This is a genomic window from Pseudodesulfovibrio sp. JC047 (genome assembly GCF_010468615.1).
Classification (GTDB): Bacteria; Desulfobacterota; Desulfovibrionia; order Desulfovibrionales; family Desulfovibrionaceae; genus Pseudodesulfovibrio.
Genome location: NZ_WUEH01000019.1, coordinates 34,378 through 50,088, shown reverse-complemented (window position 1 = coordinate 50,088; position 15,711 = coordinate 34,378). Strand labels below are relative to the sequence as shown.

Genomic DNA, 15,711 nt, shown 5'->3' with positions numbered 1-15,711 from the left:
TGAATCATGGCTAATTTTCGAATGACTTGATCGGTGACTTGCCAACGAACAGCAAGTCCATTAGGAAAGAGAAAATTTGAAACATATCCATGAATTAACAGCAACTAGATTGAAATAAACAAATTTTTCTTTGCACGTTACCAAGGAGCTATACCGTGAAGTTGATTATTCAAATACCTTGCTACAACGAAGAGCAAACTTTGAGCGTCGCTCTTGCGGCACTTCCCCGTAGTGTACCTGGTTTCACGAAAGTTGAATGGTTGGTCATCGACGATGGTAGTAGTGACAATACCGTTGCCGAGGCAAAAAAAAATGGAGTTGATCATGTCATCAGTCATCCTAATAATAAAGGGTTGGCTGCTGCCTTCAGAACTGGGCTTGACGCATGTCTTGCTTTGGGGGCGGATGTTATTGTTAATACGGATGCCGATAATCAATATAATGCTGGTAACATTCCTGATTTAGTTCGCCCCATTTTGGAAAGAACTGCTGACATGGTTGTCGGAGAACGTCCCATCGCCTCTATTGATCATTTTTCTCCATTGAAAAAACTGTTGCAGCGCCTTGGTAGCTGGGTTGTGCGTATAGCCAGTCGTACTAACATCCCTGATGCTCCTAGTGGATTCCGGGCAATTTCCAGAATAGCCGCACAGCAGTTATTGGTTTTTAATAATTACACCTACACGTTGGAGACCATTATTCAAGCTGGTCAAAAGGGTATGTCTGTTACTTCAGTGCCTGTGCAAGTGAACGAAGACTTGAGGCCTTCCCGCCTTGTCAAAGATATCCCGTCCTACATCAAACAAAGTGTTTTTACTATTATTCGAATTTTTGTAGTCTATAAACCATTTCGTTTTTTTTCACTTATCGCCGCCATTCTATTTCTAATGGGGGTGCTCGTAGGTATCCGATTCCTTTATTACTATTTCATTGGTGGTGGAAGCGGGCATATTCAGTCCTTAATCCTTGCTGGACTATTAACTGGGATGGGCTTTCAAACTTTTTTGATAGCGCTAATGGCAGATTTACTTTCCGCCAACCGAAGATTGCTTGAAGAAATACGCTTTCGTCAAAAACAGCAATTGGATTTTCAGGACGCTGAAGTAAGCAATAATTGTCGTCGTGATTAAAGGAAATTCATGCGTATTAGTCTTGTTGGTCCTACATATCCCTATCGAGGTGGTATAGCGCATCACACAACATTGTTGTACAAGGCCTTGAGGGAAAAACATGATGTTCAGTTTGTTTCGTACAAACGTCAGTACCCGTCATGGCTTTTCCCTGGAACATCCGACAAGGATCCAAGCGCTGAAGCACTTCGAGCACACGGGGTTAAGTTTCTTGTGGATTCATTAAATCCAATAACTTGGATTCAGGCCGCTCGGGAAATTGTACGGTTTCAACCTGATTTACTTGTGCTGCCTTGGTGGGTTGTTTTTTGGGCACCGTTTTATTTAGTCCTTACCACATGGATGCGGTTGTTTTCCTCAACTCGGATCGTCTTTTTATGTCATAATGTCGTAGAACATGAGTCGTCCTTTTCGAAACGAATGATTACTCGCATAACTTTGTCTCGAGCGGACAGTATTGTAACTCAGTCGAATCTGGAGAGCAAAAAAGCGAAAAGATTTCTTGGTGAGAATTTTTCAGTAATAACAGGGTTTCACCCTACATATGCGCCTTTAGCTGTCGAACTCATTGATCATGCTAGGGCTGTTCAAAAGTTCAATCTTCAGGGAAATGTTTTACTTTTTTTTGGGTTCGTACGTCCCTACAAAGGGTTAGATGTCTTGCTGGATGCCATGCCCGCAGTCCTTGCTGCCCGCGATGTAACTCTTCTAGTCGTTGGCGAATTTTGGAAAGACAAGAATATATATTTGGAACAGATCTCCACGCTTGGCATTGGTAAGCATGTTCGTTTGGTTGACAAATATGTATCAAATGAGTTCCTACCATGGTATTTTGCAGCTGCTGACATCGTCGTGCAGCCGTATAGATCCGCTTCGGGGAGTGGTGTCTCTCAGTTGGCTTATGGATTTGGAAAACCAGTTGTGGCTACCAATGTTGGCAATTTGTCGGAAGTGATTCAAGACGGAGAAAATGGACTACTCGTTCCTCCTTCTAATCCAGATGAATTGGCAAAGGCTCTTATTGCCAGCCTTAAGGAGACGATGCTAAGCCATCTTCTTCTTAAGGCTCAAGAAACGAAAAAAAGTTTTTCCTGGGACAAACTGGTCACGCTTATTTGTGATTCTGATGGTTCTCATGCATGAAATTGACGAGAAAGTCTGTCGTTGTAATCCCATGGTAACACCATTCAAGTGTTCCCTTGATAAGGGAAGTGATTTGCTCAAAGAGCATTGAACATGGGGCTCGAATTTTAACGTTTAGGTCTTTTTTGAAAAGCTTCTTTTGGTAAATTTGTGTGAGAATATGCGCATAACATTTATCAAAGATTGTTTTGCAATGCATGGATGTTTGCCTTTTTTGTGGAGAACATAATGAAGAAAATATTGTTTGCTTGTGCTTCTGGATTGCCAAATTCCGGAGATGAAGCTTTATTGCGTGCTATGCTAATGCAAATGAATGGTCGGGCTATTCATCCAATGGCTTTGTCATTTGATGCTGAATTTACACGGCGTTTCCATGGAATTGATGCATATTCTCTCAGTTCTCATAAAGAAATAGTAAACGCCGTTCGCAAGTCGGATATGGTCGTGTTAGGAGGAGGTGGGCTAATTCAGGATGAAACGACAGTTTACAATCCTTATAGATGGCTCAAGTTTTTGAAAGTCGCCACACAATATTCTAAACCGTGCATTGTTTATGGAAATAGTATTGGGCCTCTCAAATATTCAATCAATAAGTATCTAGCAAAGAAATATTTGAGTCGCGCGGCGCATGTGATCGTCCGAGATAACAGCTCATATAGTCTTTTGCAGGAGCTTGGAGTCAAGGTCCCCATCACGTCTGCCTTTGATCCAGTTTTTTCCTTCAAGCGACCAGATGAGGCGAAAAGTGATGCTGTAATGCATCAATACTCTATTGCTCCGAAATTCATTTTTGTTTCACTTCGACATTGGTTTGATACTCATCCTCTTATTCCTGTGAAAATTGCGACCCAATTCAATATCAAGTCAAAATTTCAACAGGCCAGCTACGATTCTTTCATTACCAGTATGCAGAAATGCTGCAATGAATTGATTAGACGGTATGGCAGTCAGATCGTTTTTCATGCTTTTCGGGCAGGAAAAGATTCTTTGGTAGCCAGACATGTCTCTGAGGGAATACATGGTGATTGTCGTATTCTTGATGATCCTCAAATGAAGCCTGAAGTTGTGATGTCATTGATGAAGCGGGCGAGGCTTACTGTAGGCATGCGGTTGCATTCCTTGATCTATTCCATTGTAGCGCAGACGCCTTTTGTGGCATTGAGTTATAGTCAGAAAGTCGACGGTATGCTTGCCGGTGGAGGGTTGGAGTCATTGGCTGTCCCCGTCAGTAATGTAACTATAGAAGGGTTTAGTCAGGTCCTGAATCATATAGAAAATAACCTGGATCAGGTGCTTGAAAAAATGAATGCATATTATATGAAAGCACATACTTCTGAGCGAGAAAATATGTCTAAAATCTTTGACTTGATAGATAATAATTAAATGTTGTGTGTTGTTATATGAGTTTAGAGTCTTTTTTTATTAAGCATTTTGGAATTTGTTGAATTTTTCTGCCGAATTGTTTTGAGCCCCTTTAGGGCTGCTGCATTCAACCGTGAGCCGCTTGCGCAAAGTTGCCGGAAACGATACAGACCTCCAATCAATGGGCGGAATCTTGTCGGGAGTCGAGTGGAAAAGTCCAAAATATGAGATAGTTGTGGAGCGAGGCACACTTTGTTATATTCGATTAAGTGTAACAATTTTATCGTCAAAGATTATAAAAGACCATGGAAAGAATATGCAAAATTTTGTTCATAATACATTTCAATATAGTCAGGACGAAAGTCTTGTTGTTCGATATTTGCAGATTGAGCCGACAAATTATTGCAATGCAGATTGCAAATTTTGTATCAGAAAATTTAAAAGTCAAGAACCTCGTCACATGAATATACAAGAACTTGATGCATTATGTAAACATTTTGATCAAGTGAAGTATGTAAAGCTACAAGGGCTCGGAGAGTGCTTTTTGCATCCAGATATAGGTTCTCTTGTGCATTGCTTGAAGACTCATTTCCCATCTGCGTCCGTGATGAGTTCTACCAATCTTAATTGGTCCCTTTCAGATGAACAGCTTATAGACAATCTTAAGGAATTGGATGTCCTTTACTTGTCGATTGACGGAGGCTGTCAAGAAACCTATGAGGATCTTCGTCATGGCTGCAAATGGGATGTCTTATGGCGTAGCATGAAGCAGTTGGCTCGCTGTAAGCAAGAGGGAAATTTATTTGTGGTTAGTTTTACTGCTTCTGATTTAAATCATAACGAGATTGAAGACCTTATTTCACTTTTATATGATTATCCGATTGATGAGTTACGAATTAATCCGGTGCAAGATTGGTCCGCAGATAACAGTTTGGCAAGCCCTGAGCGTTATTCCAATAGTGCTTATATTCAAACCTTACGTAGCATTCATGAGAAAAATATACAAGAACCGTTTCAAGTCCTTATCGCAGGTAACGAAAATTTTGATTACAGTAGTTGCATTTGGCCTTTCGAGCGGATGTATGTGGATGTGCACGGAAATGTATTTCCCTGTGTCATATCTCTTTCCGATAAGTGGTGTGTAGGCAACATCTATAAGGAAAAAATTGAAGACTTGTATCAGAACTCATTTCTTAAAGATATACGTGAGAGTCTCACAGCAAATAAAGCTCACCGACATTGTCGTAATTGTTCGTATAAAGCTCTTGTGCCCATCATGCGAAAGATCAAAACGAATGCATAGGAAGATACTATGAAGATTGGTTTTCTCGGCCTTTGCTCATTTGGTTTGGAGTACATGCGATTGTTAGTGGAGAAAGGGTTAGACGTCTCCTTTGCGACAAGTAAACGATATCCTGCAGCTCATGTCAGTGAATTTGAACGTTCTTTTCAATATTTATGTAAAGATGCCAATGTTTCATATTTAGGAGCCCGGAACGTTAATGATGAGGATATTGTTGATCGTGCGTGTGATGTTGATTTGGTGATTTTAGGCGGTTATGATGGAATTATTCACAAGCCGTTTATCGAAGCAGTACACGGCGAGGTTTACAATACTCATTTGGGCATTATTCCATATAATCGAGGGTGTTATCCTGTTGTGCATGCTCTTATGGCGGATGATGTCGCGGGGTTTACAACGTATCGTGTAACGCCGGAAATCGATAGTGGATTGATTGTGCATCAAAATAAGACGCTTATTAGGAGCGAGGACACTGCTAAAACCCTGTATGATCGCTTGTGCCGTTTTGTTGTTGCAGATTTTTCAAGGACGCTCGATAAAATATTGACAGGCTGGAAGCCTCAAATTCCACTTTATCCTGGGCAGTTTTACCATGTGCAGGGAATGCCTAATGATCGGTGGATTTCTTGGGAGTGGCGCGGGGATTTTTTACTTCGTTTTTCTAGAGCTCTTAATTTTCCACCGTATCCTGGCCCACGAACTTGTCGTTTTGGGGAAGATGAAAATGTGGAGTTGTATGTTGTGCAGTTTCAAAAAAAGCCCCTTCCTGCGCCTCCTGGGACTGTTGTTGAAATCGTCAAAAATCGTGCTGTTGTGACGTGTGCAAATGGGGTCGTGACATGTCTGGTCGTGGACAACAGGCTCCGTCCAGGGGATAAATTGGAGTCTGTCACCGGACCAAGCAATAAACAGAATTTTCCCATTCCCATCCACTATGGCCAAGATCGTATGTGCTACGGCGATGTTACCCCCATTATAATTTCTTAAGAAAGAAGTATGGTTATGGATATTCCTATTTTTCGATTGCAGTTCGATGATAATTTACGTCAACGGTTTCATGATGGGTGCGATCGAATCTTCGAATCTGGGATTTTAACCAATGGTCCGCAAGTTCGTGCTTTTGAGGCTGCCTTTTCTAAGATTTGTGGAACCCGCCATGCTATTGCTGTAAGCAATGGAACGGCAGCCTTGGAGATATGCTTTCGAGCATTGGGTGTTGAGGGCAAAAAAGTCTTACTTCCGACAAATACTTTTATAGCTACAGCCATGGCAATTCGTAATGCAGGAGGTCTACCCGTCCCCTTGGATATCGAATTAGATGGTTATGGTATTGCTCCTGACGCTGTCGAGCATGCTTTACGGACTACAGGTGACATTGCTGCTGTCATTGCTGTGCATATTGGAGGGCTGGTCAGTCCAGCTATGCAGCGTATTATAAATTTGTGTGATGAATATGGCGTTCCTCTTATTGAGGACGCGGCTCATGCTCAGTCGGGGTCCTATCGAGGAACATCTGCGGGTGCGTTAGGACTGGCGGGTTGTTTTTCTTTTTTTCCAACCAAGGTTATGACCTGTGCCGAAGGCGGCATGATCACCACGAATGACGATTCCTTTGCAGACTTATGTAAGTCTGTTAGACAGTTCGGGCAAGATCCGAAAAAGACGAATGTTTTTATTCGGAGCGGCTCTAATTTTAAACTTACGGAGTTTCAAGGGCTACTCGGCCTTCTTGAGTGTGACCGTTTGAACGATCGAGTTCAGCGACGACAGTATCTGGCTGAATTGTACCGTCACGAACTCAGTGGAACTGCTTGGGCTGTTCAGCCGTGTCCAGAGGATATTCATTCAACATTTTATAAAGTGATTTGTGCATCCCCGGTGCCGTCTGAAGAAGCTGAAAATTACTGTAAAATCAACGGAATAAGTTTGACAGGTGAAGTTTATCGAATGCCATTGCATAGGCAGCCAGTATTCGAGGCAGAGTTTAAAAATAATTCTTTCCCATGTGCAGATACTTTTTGTGGCCATCATATTTGTCCGCCACTTTATCCAGAGCTAACGGACGAAGAAGTTCTTTATGTTTGTAAGACGCTGAAAGCGCATCCCGCCACATGAAAAGTCTTGAGACGATATTGATGCAGCGGCTCAAGAAGATTTGGTCGCACCTTCGCTATAATCGAGTTGTTGTTGTTGGCAATCGAAGGCCTGTTTTTATTCGTGACCACTGGATAGACGACACTCTTTGTCATTCCGAGACACCGAAGGTTGTGGGGATTCATGGTGGGCTTGGCGATGTTGTTTTGCTACTGCCCTATTTGCAATATTTCAAGAAGCGCAACTCGCATCGTCCTTTGCATGTGGTGTATACTGACAACATAGATCAGGCACCGTGCCCGGAAAGGTTTGGGTATGCTCAAACTCGAGTTGAACGGAACGCTGATGGTGGCCTTATTAATCCTATTGCGGATTTTCTCGCCAATGTTTCTTTTATTGATGAGCATAGGGGAGGGGTGCCATATAAACAAGGTGAATATTGGTTTCCAGATAATGCCTTTAGGCGTGTGTGGGGACCTTATCTTTCACCGGATGCATGGGCCGATGCCTTATTCCCAGAAATATTTATTTCAGAAGACGTGCAATCGGCGCAAAAATGGCGCGAGCAAAATAACCTTTTGGATAGGTTTGTCGTCGCGTTACATTTGAGGCGCAACGCAGATTTGGTCACGGCTTTATATCAACGAATGGTCGACGATCCCGCAGTGGCGCCATGGGTGACGGCATTGATTCTCGGCTCTACGCGCAATCAGTATATCCCTGAACTGGAAGGGGGGCATACAGTCAGTCTTGTTGATAATTATACTCAAGGTGTTCCCTTGAGAACACTTTATCAGATAGTTATGCAATCTCAGCTCTTTGTCGGTGGGCGGGGTAGCTTCGAACATTTTTTCTTTATCGCCCGAGTTCCTTCTATCAATTTCATCGATAGAGAAGGTTTTCGTAAAAACAATAGACGCTTCGGTACATGGATGGACTCTTTTTGGGAACAGAATCATTTTTCGGAAAGAATTTTTGCTGAGGACGCGGATGTAGACAGCATTTATCAGCGGCTTGTACGACCTTATATTTTGTCTTGGATCGAACACAAGGAACGCCATATATGAAAGTTATATTTCCTGTTGCCGGCCACGGCAAACGATTTTACCCAGAATCCGTCACATTGCCCAAATGTCTTTTGCCGGTTTCCTGCAAGCTCATGTTGGAATATGCGTTGGAATCGATTCATTGTGCCCAAGAAGATGTTATAGTCATCTATCATGCCCAGCAATCTCCTGTTTTGCGTTACGCCTTACGTGGGCTTTTGCCAGAGGCCACTTTCGTCGAACAACGGACGCCCTTAGAAGGGGCGGCACACACAGTGTATTGTGCTTTGGATTATTTTTGTAATACGTCTCATGTTGCAGTTGTTGATTGTGATATTTCAGCAGTATCAGCTTTTGCTTCTCCGGGGTGGAATGATAATCGTATTGATGGATCTGTCTTAACTTTTCAGTCTAATTGTCCATCCAAAAGTTATGTAAAATTGGAAAATGGTTTTGTGCGCGCAGCAGTGGAAAAACAGGTCGTTTCTCATCATGCCGTTGGTGGAATTTATCATTTTAGTGATGGTGAGGGGTTGGCACGAACTTTGGAACAATGTCTTGCTGCTGGGGAAAAAACCAAAGGTGAATTTTACATGTCGCAAATATTGAATGCTTATGCACAGACTCATGACAAGGTGATAGTCAGGCCTGCTTCAAAATTTATTGATTTAGGTACACCAGAAGGGCTTGTCGCTTTTGAGCGGGAGGGGATATGAGTCATGTTTGTTCTGGGGTTGATGAACGGGGAGGGATTTCCGGTTCTTCCATAGAGTTTTTAGGTCGGACCGTGCGCAAGACGGCCCGGTCTGGGGGGGAAGAAAAGTTGCTTGCCCAAGCTGAACACATGAAGCGTTTAGCGCAAAAACTTCCTGGACATGTCCTTAAGCCTATCAAGACGGATTCCTGTGGTTATAGCATGGAGTATTTCCCTGGTATCAGTTTGGATGTTTTTTGTACGATGTGTTCTCCATATGCCGCTTTTCAACGTTTGTCAGAAATAGTCACGTTGATGCATGATAATTTATATGCGAAGCATAATGAATCTTACGATATTTATGCTTATTTTGACTATTTAAACAAACGGTTAGAGAGTTATGGCCGCTTGGCGGGAGGGGCTTCGGAATTGAATGCCCGGTTGCAGGATTTGCGTGCATGCCTCAATGGGAAAACCGCATTGGAACATTGTCGGGCTGGGTTGGTTCATGGTGATTTGACTTTTGAAAATATTTTACTCACTGCAGATTCTTTTGTTCTTATTGATTCCAATCCATCGCCGTCCTATTTTGCTCCATGGGCGTTGGATGTTGGCAAAATTCGTCAATCTGTTTTTTCGTTTTACGAACGTTCGAAATATAGCGGAGCACAGTCGCGGGAAGCCTTAGAAAAGGTTTATCTTTATATTGGCGAAAGGTTTAGCCGTTTATTTCCTGTTTGGTCGGAAGCATTGGATCAACAAAGCCGTTTTTTTGAGATATCACATTATATCAGGTTGCTTGATTATAAGTATCGGACTAGTCCAAAACTGTCCAAATATTACTATGACTTGAGCCTTCGACTTACAGATGAATTGGTTCGAAGCATGAGGGTCGCATCGTGACTTCACAGCTTGTTCTTTTTGATTTGGACGGAACACTCGCTCACTCTTTCTCTGCTAATGCAAAAGCCTACGCTAAAGCGTTTACTGAACTGGGGTGTTCTTTTGTGCCGGAAGAATATTGTGATTATGTGGGTAAAAGTTGGAACGAATGGGGGCCAAAACGATCTGGGACACCTGAGGTCGCTCAAGCCGTGCATCGACGCAAAAAAGATCTTTATCCCCATTTTATCCCTTTAATTTCTTTAGTTCGAGAAGGATATGATTTATGGACACAATTTCATGGTATAGTACCATGTTGGCTGGTGACAAACGCCTCCAAGTCTAACGCGCATCTCGTTCTTGAGCATCTCGAATTGACTTTTGATGCTGAGTTCTTTGGTGAAGATTTTGAGGACAATGATCAACTCTTGCGTGCTGTCGTTGACAGTTCTGGCCTTGCTCCTGAACAAATCCTTCTGGTGGATGATGGAGTAGAGCGCATTAACTCGGCTCGGCAGTTGGGAATACGTACGCATCGAGTAAGAGCCGAAACGGATTTCTGTTCGAGATGATCTGTATTTGTGGCTGAGCGCAAAAGGAGTTGTAATACATGGTTCATACTTTCTGGACCACCATGGATAAAATATTCAAGCCGAATCATGGCCCTGCAAAGCGTCCATCGCTTTCTTTGGCGGGTGTTCCCATGCTTAAAGTCCGCCTTGTGGGGTATACATCGCAGTTGGTGCGGGTATTAGTCGAGGATTTAGTTCTTGAAGCGGCCGCTCATGTTCAGCTTGACGTTATTTTTGTAGATCATTTTGGTTGTAATCTTTGTGTCGTCTGTGACGATGGACTCGCTTCTTTTCGTTGGATGCCCTCTTTACATCAATTGCGACGATTGAATATTCCCGTTATTTTTTTTGGTTTTGGGACAGATCGTCCTGTACAGCATCTTAATGCTATGTCGCGCATGGCGTTATTCGAGTTGTTGGCGCGAGCTAGTGCTGTGAGTGTGCGTACTCAAAGTGTGGGTGAATATATTAAGCCGTATGTCCGTGTTCCTATTGAAATTGTCGGTGACCCTCTTGTGCAGCTTGCTCGCTCTGATAAATGTCAAGGTAATGCTATTCGAAAGGGTGTACTTGGTCGGAAAGTGGGAATCGCTTTGGTTGGAAGGCGTAATTTTGGCTTAGCTCCGACGGCTTTGCTGGATTTGCTGGCCGCTTATGGGGACAAAGAATTGAAGGCTGCTCCAGACACAGAGCTTCACCTTTTTGCTTTTAAAATAAAACGGCGAGGTCCTGTTGGTCGTTTATTTGAGCGGGAGGATGAGGAACATTTGGCTAGGATATTACGGGATCGTTTATGTGATCCAGACCGTGTAGTAATACATCCGTTTTGTGAAGATGTGTTTTTACGATATGCTCGATTGGATGAGATGGATTTTCTTCTTAGCTTACGAAGTAGTGCGGGAGTGGCTGCGATGCTTGAAGGAAGGCCAGCTGTAGTTATGGAAAAACGCGATGATCGGGGTGAGGAGATTTTTCGAGAATTAGGGTTGGAAGGGCTTCTTGTTTCGCCGCGCAATCTTGATTATACAGACTATATAGACCTTGTTGATAGCAAGGAACACAAAGCAACAAGATTTTTAGTTGGGCTAACCGAAAAGGTCGAAGATAGATGTGAACGACAACGGCTTTTTTTTCCTCTGCGTTGGCACCAATCGCTTTGCAGTTTGACCCCTTATATCAAAAGTAGCCAGACCGTTTTAAGAGGTTACGACGTGCTTTCGTCAGCATTACTCTCAGTCCGCTACCGATTAAATCGTAAAGGAGATGTGGTTCATGAAAAAAAATGAACGGGTTGCATTATTCGGTGATAGCATAGCTAAAGGCTGTGTCAGTTATTTGCAGAAAAAGTTGCAAAAAGTTTTTTCAGCCAAGGAAGGCTATTCTATAGAAATTCTCCAAATGGGCATCTCTTCTGAAACATCGAGAGATGGATTGCAGCGTTTACAAACGGTCATTGATTCCAATGTTGATTCTGCTGTTGTTAATTTTGGTATGAATGATTGGCGTAAGGGATTGGAGCTTGAGGAGTTTGAACGTAACTATACTACCATTTTGGAAACACTTACCCGAAATTTATCACACGTTGTTGTTTGTACTATTCAACCTGATTTTAATGGTACAACATATCGGTTTTCTCAAGAAGGAAGACAGGGGATAAGTGATGAGATCAAACAATATAATGAGATTATTCTTAAGGTGGCATCCAAATTTAAAGTTCTTATAGCCAATGTCTACGATTACTGGATGCGTACATTCGATCCCATTTATTTGGGGCTAGAAGATGCTATTCATCCAAATTCGGAAGGGTACAAAGTTATGGTGCAGGCGATACTTCCGGTTTTGATCCGTAGGCAAATGATTGTTCTTTGGCAATTTAATGGACGTTATGCTCATTGTAATTATGCTTGCCCTTATTGTTATGTATCAACAAGCGTTAACAAGGGGATGCATTTTCAACATTCGATTGAGGAATGGAAAACTGCCTTTAATAGACATTTTGGCGATACTCATACTGTTTTTTATTTTTCCTATGGTGAACCGACTCTTGCCCAGTATTTTTTTGATGTCCTTGATATGGTTGCGGAAAATAAAAATTGGGAAGCAAAAATTACCACTAATTTATCTCTTCCTTTGGATAAATTGTTGGCTACACGACTGGCTAGAGAGAAAAGACTTAATATTAATACATCTTTTCACCCAACACAGGTAGATGTGGATACATTTATCCAGCAGTGCCTGAAACTGCGTGCGGCCGGTATTGAACCTTCAATTGTCTATGTGATGTACCCTCCTCAGATTGATGACTTTGAAAGCAAATATTTGCCCGCTTTCAATGCGAACGGTTTGGTTGTTCATATTCGTGCTTTTCGAGGTTTATACCGGGGTAAAAAGTACCCAGGAGCATATACCGAAGACCAGTGGATAAAGACTGCGCGATATATGGATCGTGCAAATTTGCAGTATCAACTTTGTGAAGTAAGCGGACTTGGAAGATTGTCCATGATTGGTGTTCGCCATATTCTTGTGGATAATTTTGGGAAGATCGAAATGTGTGACTCCTATGTAGGTGACCGGTCTTACGGTAATGTTTTTGAAGATTCGATCAATCTTGACCTTGAACCGACACCTTTCCCCGGCTTGGTACCGCTGGCTGCAGTGGACGATATCGCCGACTATGTGGAGTTAGAGTATCAAGACCTTGAAGGGAACAATCTTTTGTCTTACGCTCGTCAGGGGGGCGTATATAAAAAAGAGGATGGTACTATCAAATACCCCTTCCAGCACGCAGATTTTATGGATTTAGCATTTCGTAAAGAAGTGACAACAGTTCCCGATCCTACGGTAAAACCTTCAAAATTTTGGCTCAATATCCGGTGGTTCCTCGTTCATTTCATTTATAGTTTTGTTATCAAAAAATACGGGAAATGGATTTTCGCTTGGTTTCGAGGGAAATTGCGCCTGTTGAGAGAGGGGAAGCTTTCTTTGGAGAACTTTTGGCATTCGTAATATGATTTCTCATTTTTTTGTTATTATTAATAAATTCCTTGGCGGTCTGTTTTCTCCTTTATAATTATTCAGCATATTTAGATTTAGAATGAGTATAAAAAAAAGTATATTAAATCATAAAAACGTTACCAAGTCTTTTGTTGCGGGTTTGTTGTTAGCCTTTTTATTTTATAAAATCGATCTACCAATATTCTGGGGTTTGTTGAAAAGTTTTGATAAAAGACTTCTATTCCCAATGGTTGCGGTTGCTTTATTAACACGAATATTTACCGCGATCGGTCTTCAGTCTTTTCTTGCCCATTTATCATATAGGGTGGGGCTTTTTGATTTGGTGAACGCAGTGAATTATAGCCGTCTGATGGCTTTAGTTATGCCTGGCCGTTCTGGAGATTTCTCAATTATTGTTTTTTTAAAAAAGCACGCTGTCCCGCTTGGTGCATCGTTGGCGGTAACTATTTTTGATAAGCTCATATCCTTGAGCTTTTTTTCTTTGTTTGCATTTATTGGAACGATTCTATTTGCTCCACAAATGAAGGTGCTCATTGTTTTTTATGTGGTTGTTTTTATCCTTAGCGCAGGGCTATATATTAAATTTCACGGCCTCATACATGCGGTAGTAAAACGGATTTTACTTGGAAAATATGTTGACTATTTTAGTGGGTTTTGGGTTTTTTGTCGTTCTTTGGTAAAAAGTCCATCGACATTAAACATCAATTTTATTTGCACGTTAGGTAAATGGGGTGTCTCCTATTGCATGACGTGGCTGCTTTTTAAATTTTATGGTGCTGACATAACGGTATTTCAAGTTTGTTGTATATCTGGCATAATTAGTATTATTCAACTTTTGCCGATTTCTATTTCTGGTTTAGGAGTGTCTCAAGTCTCGGCGATTTATTTGTACAACCATTTGCTTTTTGTACCTAAAGAAATTACCGCATCCGTTGTGTTTTTGTGGTTGGTTGTCCAGTATTTGTTTGATATTGTTTTCTGTGGTCTGTCGTTTGTTTTTTCTAAATATGGGATACGTGAAGAATAAAGCCTGTGTGAAATTCTGCATCTCAGGGGCTCCTACGAATAGAAATTTTCACTGTATTTTCGGGTTTGTCCAGAGGGCCGGGGGATTCCCTCCCCTCTGGGCAGCAGATTTAATTGGCGTCATGTTGTAGAGATATTCATGAGGTCGTTCGGTAATTCTTTTATTTTCAGTAGGCTTGAAAAGTAGAGACTAGGCCGCCCTTGTGCTAGTTTTTCCCTTCATCTGTGATTCAATTGAAGGAGGTTGGGATGATCAGCAATTCAAAAGGAAATGATTTCGAACTGTTAAGGTAATCCTCCCCTTTCTAGTCAGTCTGAAAAGTAGAGACTACGCTACCTCGGTCAGTCTTGCCCTTGGGGGGATCCCCCCAAGGGCAAGATGCGGTCGTTCATTGTTGTATGTCCAAAGCCACTTGGTGGCATGCTCCTGAACCTCTTGTATGCTTTTAAACAAATATTGGTTGAGCCAGTCATAACGCACAGTCCGATTAAATCGTTCAACATATGCATTTTGCTGTGGCTTGCCTGGCTGGATGTAATCAAACCGGATATCCTTTTTCTTCGCCCAAATCTGAAGCCGATGGCTAATATATTCAGGACCATTGTCGCAACGAATTGCCTGTGGCATACCACGCCATTCAATGATTTGTTCCAAGGAGCGGATCACCCGATCAGCTGGCAATGAAAAGTCCACTTCGATGCCCAAGCCTTCCCGGTTAAAGTCGTCAATCACATTGAACAATCGATAGCTGCGGCCATCCCGCAACTGGTCGTGCATGAAATCCATAGACCACGCTTGGTTGATCGCCTTAGGTTGGGCGAGCGGTTCAGGCTTCTCGCGTACTAGACGTTTTTTAGGCTTGATTCTCATGTTTAATTCCAGTTCGCAATAAATCCGGTACACGCGTTTGTGATTCCAGCCAAACTTTTTGACGTTACGCAGGTATAGAAAATATAGTCCGAATCCCCAGTTGCGCTGATTGGTGGTCAGACGAATAAGCCAATCCGCCACACGTTCATTCTCGGCCGACAATTTTGGTTCGTACCTGTAGCATGTCTGGCTAATGTCGAAAGCTTCACAGGACTGCCGAATATTCAACCGTTTCCTTTTCACGGCTTTTTTGGCCATCTCGCGGCGACGAGACGGCCTTACCAGTTTTTTGCAAGTGCCTCTGCAACGACTTCGGCGTTCATCTTTTCTTCGGCATACATGCGCTTGAGAAGTCGGTTTTCCTTCTCCAGCTCCTTCATGCGAGCCATCAGAGAAGCGTCCATGCCGCCATATTTGGAACGCCATTTATAGAAGGTAGCGCTACTCATACCGTGTTCACGGCAAAGCTCAACCACGGGCACGCCGTTTTCGGCCTGCTTCAAAATACTCAAAATTTGACTGTCGGAATAACGGGACTTCTTCATGTAAAATCTCCTGCGTTTTGATTACGAG

At 42.4% G+C, this 15,711-nt stretch carries 14 protein-coding genes; 13 read left to right on the top strand and 1 reads right to left on the bottom strand.

Annotation, left to right across the window (positions count from 1 at the left end):
• Positions 1-155: 155 nt before the first annotated feature.
• From GO013_RS12550 to GO013_RS12490, 13 genes are all read left to right on the top strand, one after another.
• Positions 156-1,130, top strand: a complete 975-nt coding sequence (locus tag GO013_RS12550; RefSeq protein WP_163811624.1) for a glycosyltransferase family 2 protein — start codon at positions 156-158, stop codon at positions 1,128-1,130.
• Positions 1,131-1,139: 9 nt separating this feature from the next.
• Complete coding sequence (locus tag GO013_RS12545) at positions 1,140-2,273, top strand: glycosyltransferase (protein WP_163811623.1); 1,134 nt, start codon at positions 1,140-1,142, stop codon at positions 2,271-2,273.
• Positions 2,274-2,501: 228 nt separating this feature from the next.
• On the top strand, positions 2,502-3,656 hold the full coding sequence (locus GO013_RS12540) for a polysaccharide pyruvyl transferase family protein (protein WP_163811621.1): 1,155 nt from the start codon (positions 2,502-2,504) through the stop codon (positions 3,654-3,656).
• Between the two features lie 121 nt (positions 3,657-3,777).
• Complete coding sequence (locus GO013_RS12535) at positions 3,778-4,938, top strand: radical SAM protein (protein WP_163811619.1); 1,161 nt, start codon at positions 3,778-3,780, stop codon at positions 4,936-4,938.
• Positions 4,939-4,947: 9 nt separating this feature from the next.
• A complete protein-coding gene (locus GO013_RS12530; RefSeq protein WP_163811618.1) occupies positions 4,948-5,925 on the top strand; it encodes a formyltransferase family protein in 978 nt (325 codons plus the stop codon).
• Between the two features lie 9 nt (positions 5,926-5,934).
• Complete coding sequence (locus tag GO013_RS12525; RefSeq protein ID WP_163811615.1) at positions 5,935-7,053, top strand: DegT/DnrJ/EryC1/StrS family aminotransferase; 1,119 nt, start codon at positions 5,935-5,937, stop codon at positions 7,051-7,053.
• Positions 7,054-7,073: 20 nt separating this feature from the next.
• Entirely contained in the window at positions 7,074-8,099 is a 1,026-nt protein-coding gene (locus tag GO013_RS12520; RefSeq protein ID WP_163811613.1) for a hypothetical protein, read from the top strand.
• A complete protein-coding gene (locus tag GO013_RS12515; protein ID WP_163811611.1) occupies positions 8,096-8,794 on the top strand; it encodes an NTP transferase domain-containing protein in 699 nt (232 codons plus the stop codon). Before GO013_RS12520 ends, GO013_RS12515 begins: the two co-directional genes overlap by 4 nt.
• A complete protein-coding gene (locus GO013_RS12510; protein WP_163811610.1) occupies positions 8,791-9,675 on the top strand; it encodes a phosphotransferase in 885 nt (294 codons plus the stop codon). The genes GO013_RS12515 and GO013_RS12510 overlap by 4 nt, the downstream gene beginning before the upstream one ends.
• A complete protein-coding gene (locus GO013_RS12505) occupies positions 9,672-10,226 on the top strand; it encodes an HAD hydrolase-like protein (protein ID WP_163811608.1) in 555 nt (184 codons plus the stop codon). Before GO013_RS12510 ends, GO013_RS12505 begins: the two co-directional genes overlap by 4 nt.
• Positions 10,227-10,264: 38 nt before the next feature.
• Positions 10,265-11,512 (top strand): hypothetical protein, encoded by a 1,248-nt coding sequence (locus tag GO013_RS12500; protein ID WP_163811606.1) that lies wholly within the window; start codon positions 10,265-10,267, stop codon positions 11,510-11,512.
• The gene (locus tag GO013_RS12495; protein WP_163811604.1) at positions 11,499-13,232 is read left to right on the top strand and encodes a GDSL-type esterase/lipase family protein; all 1,734 of its coding nucleotides are present in this window, start codon (positions 11,499-11,501) and stop codon (positions 13,230-13,232) included. The genes GO013_RS12500 and GO013_RS12495 overlap by 14 nt, the downstream gene beginning before the upstream one ends.
• Positions 13,233-13,320: 88 nt before the next feature.
• Positions 13,321-14,268 carry a lysylphosphatidylglycerol synthase transmembrane domain-containing protein gene (locus GO013_RS12490; protein ID WP_163811602.1) on the top strand — a complete coding sequence of 316 codons (948 nt, stop codon included), beginning with the start codon at positions 13,321-13,323 and terminating at the stop codon, positions 14,266-14,268.
• 327 nt (positions 14,269-14,595) lie between these two features.
• Here GO013_RS12490 and GO013_RS12485 read toward each other — a convergent pair.
• Positions 14,596-15,683 (bottom strand): IS3 family transposase gene (locus GO013_RS12485; RefSeq protein ID WP_163811600.1). Its coding sequence is split into 2 segments (ribosomal slippage): positions 14,596-15,431 and positions 15,431-15,683, totalling 1,089 coding nucleotides; the frame shifts between segments, so codons are not numbered across the junction.
• Positions 15,684-15,711 lie beyond the last annotated feature (28 nt).

What these genes read in the sequence shown, in the direction of transcription:
- GO013_RS12545 (WP_163811623.1), top strand. Translation starts at nt 1,140, where the DNA reads ATGCGTATTAGTCTTGTTGGTCCTACATATCCCTATCGAGGTGGTATA.
- GO013_RS12540 (WP_163811621.1), top strand. Translation starts at nt 2,502, where the DNA reads ATGAAGAAAATATTGTTTGCTTGTGCTTCTGGATTGCCAAATTCCGGA.
- GO013_RS12530 (WP_163811618.1), top strand. Translation starts at nt 4,948, where the DNA reads ATGAAGATTGGTTTTCTCGGCCTTTGCTCATTTGGTTTGGAGTACATG.
- GO013_RS12525 (WP_163811615.1), top strand. Translation starts at nt 5,935, where the DNA reads ATGGTTATGGATATTCCTATTTTTCGATTGCAGTTCGATGATAATTTA.
- GO013_RS12520 (WP_163811613.1), top strand. Translation starts at nt 7,074, where the DNA reads ATGCAGCGGCTCAAGAAGATTTGGTCGCACCTTCGCTATAATCGAGTT.
- GO013_RS12515 (WP_163811611.1), top strand. Translation starts at nt 8,096, where the DNA reads ATGAAAGTTATATTTCCTGTTGCCGGCCACGGCAAACGATTTTACCCA.
- GO013_RS12510 (WP_163811610.1), top strand. Translation starts at nt 8,791, where the DNA reads ATGAGTCATGTTTGTTCTGGGGTTGATGAACGGGGAGGGATTTCCGGT.
- GO013_RS12500 (WP_163811606.1), top strand. Translation starts at nt 10,265, where the DNA reads ATGGTTCATACTTTCTGGACCACCATGGATAAAATATTCAAGCCGAAT.
- GO013_RS12495 (WP_163811604.1), top strand. Translation starts at nt 11,499, where the DNA reads ATGAAAAAAAATGAACGGGTTGCATTATTCGGTGATAGCATAGCTAAA.
- GO013_RS12490 (WP_163811602.1), top strand. Translation starts at nt 13,321, where the DNA reads ATGAGTATAAAAAAAAGTATATTAAATCATAAAAACGTTACCAAGTCT.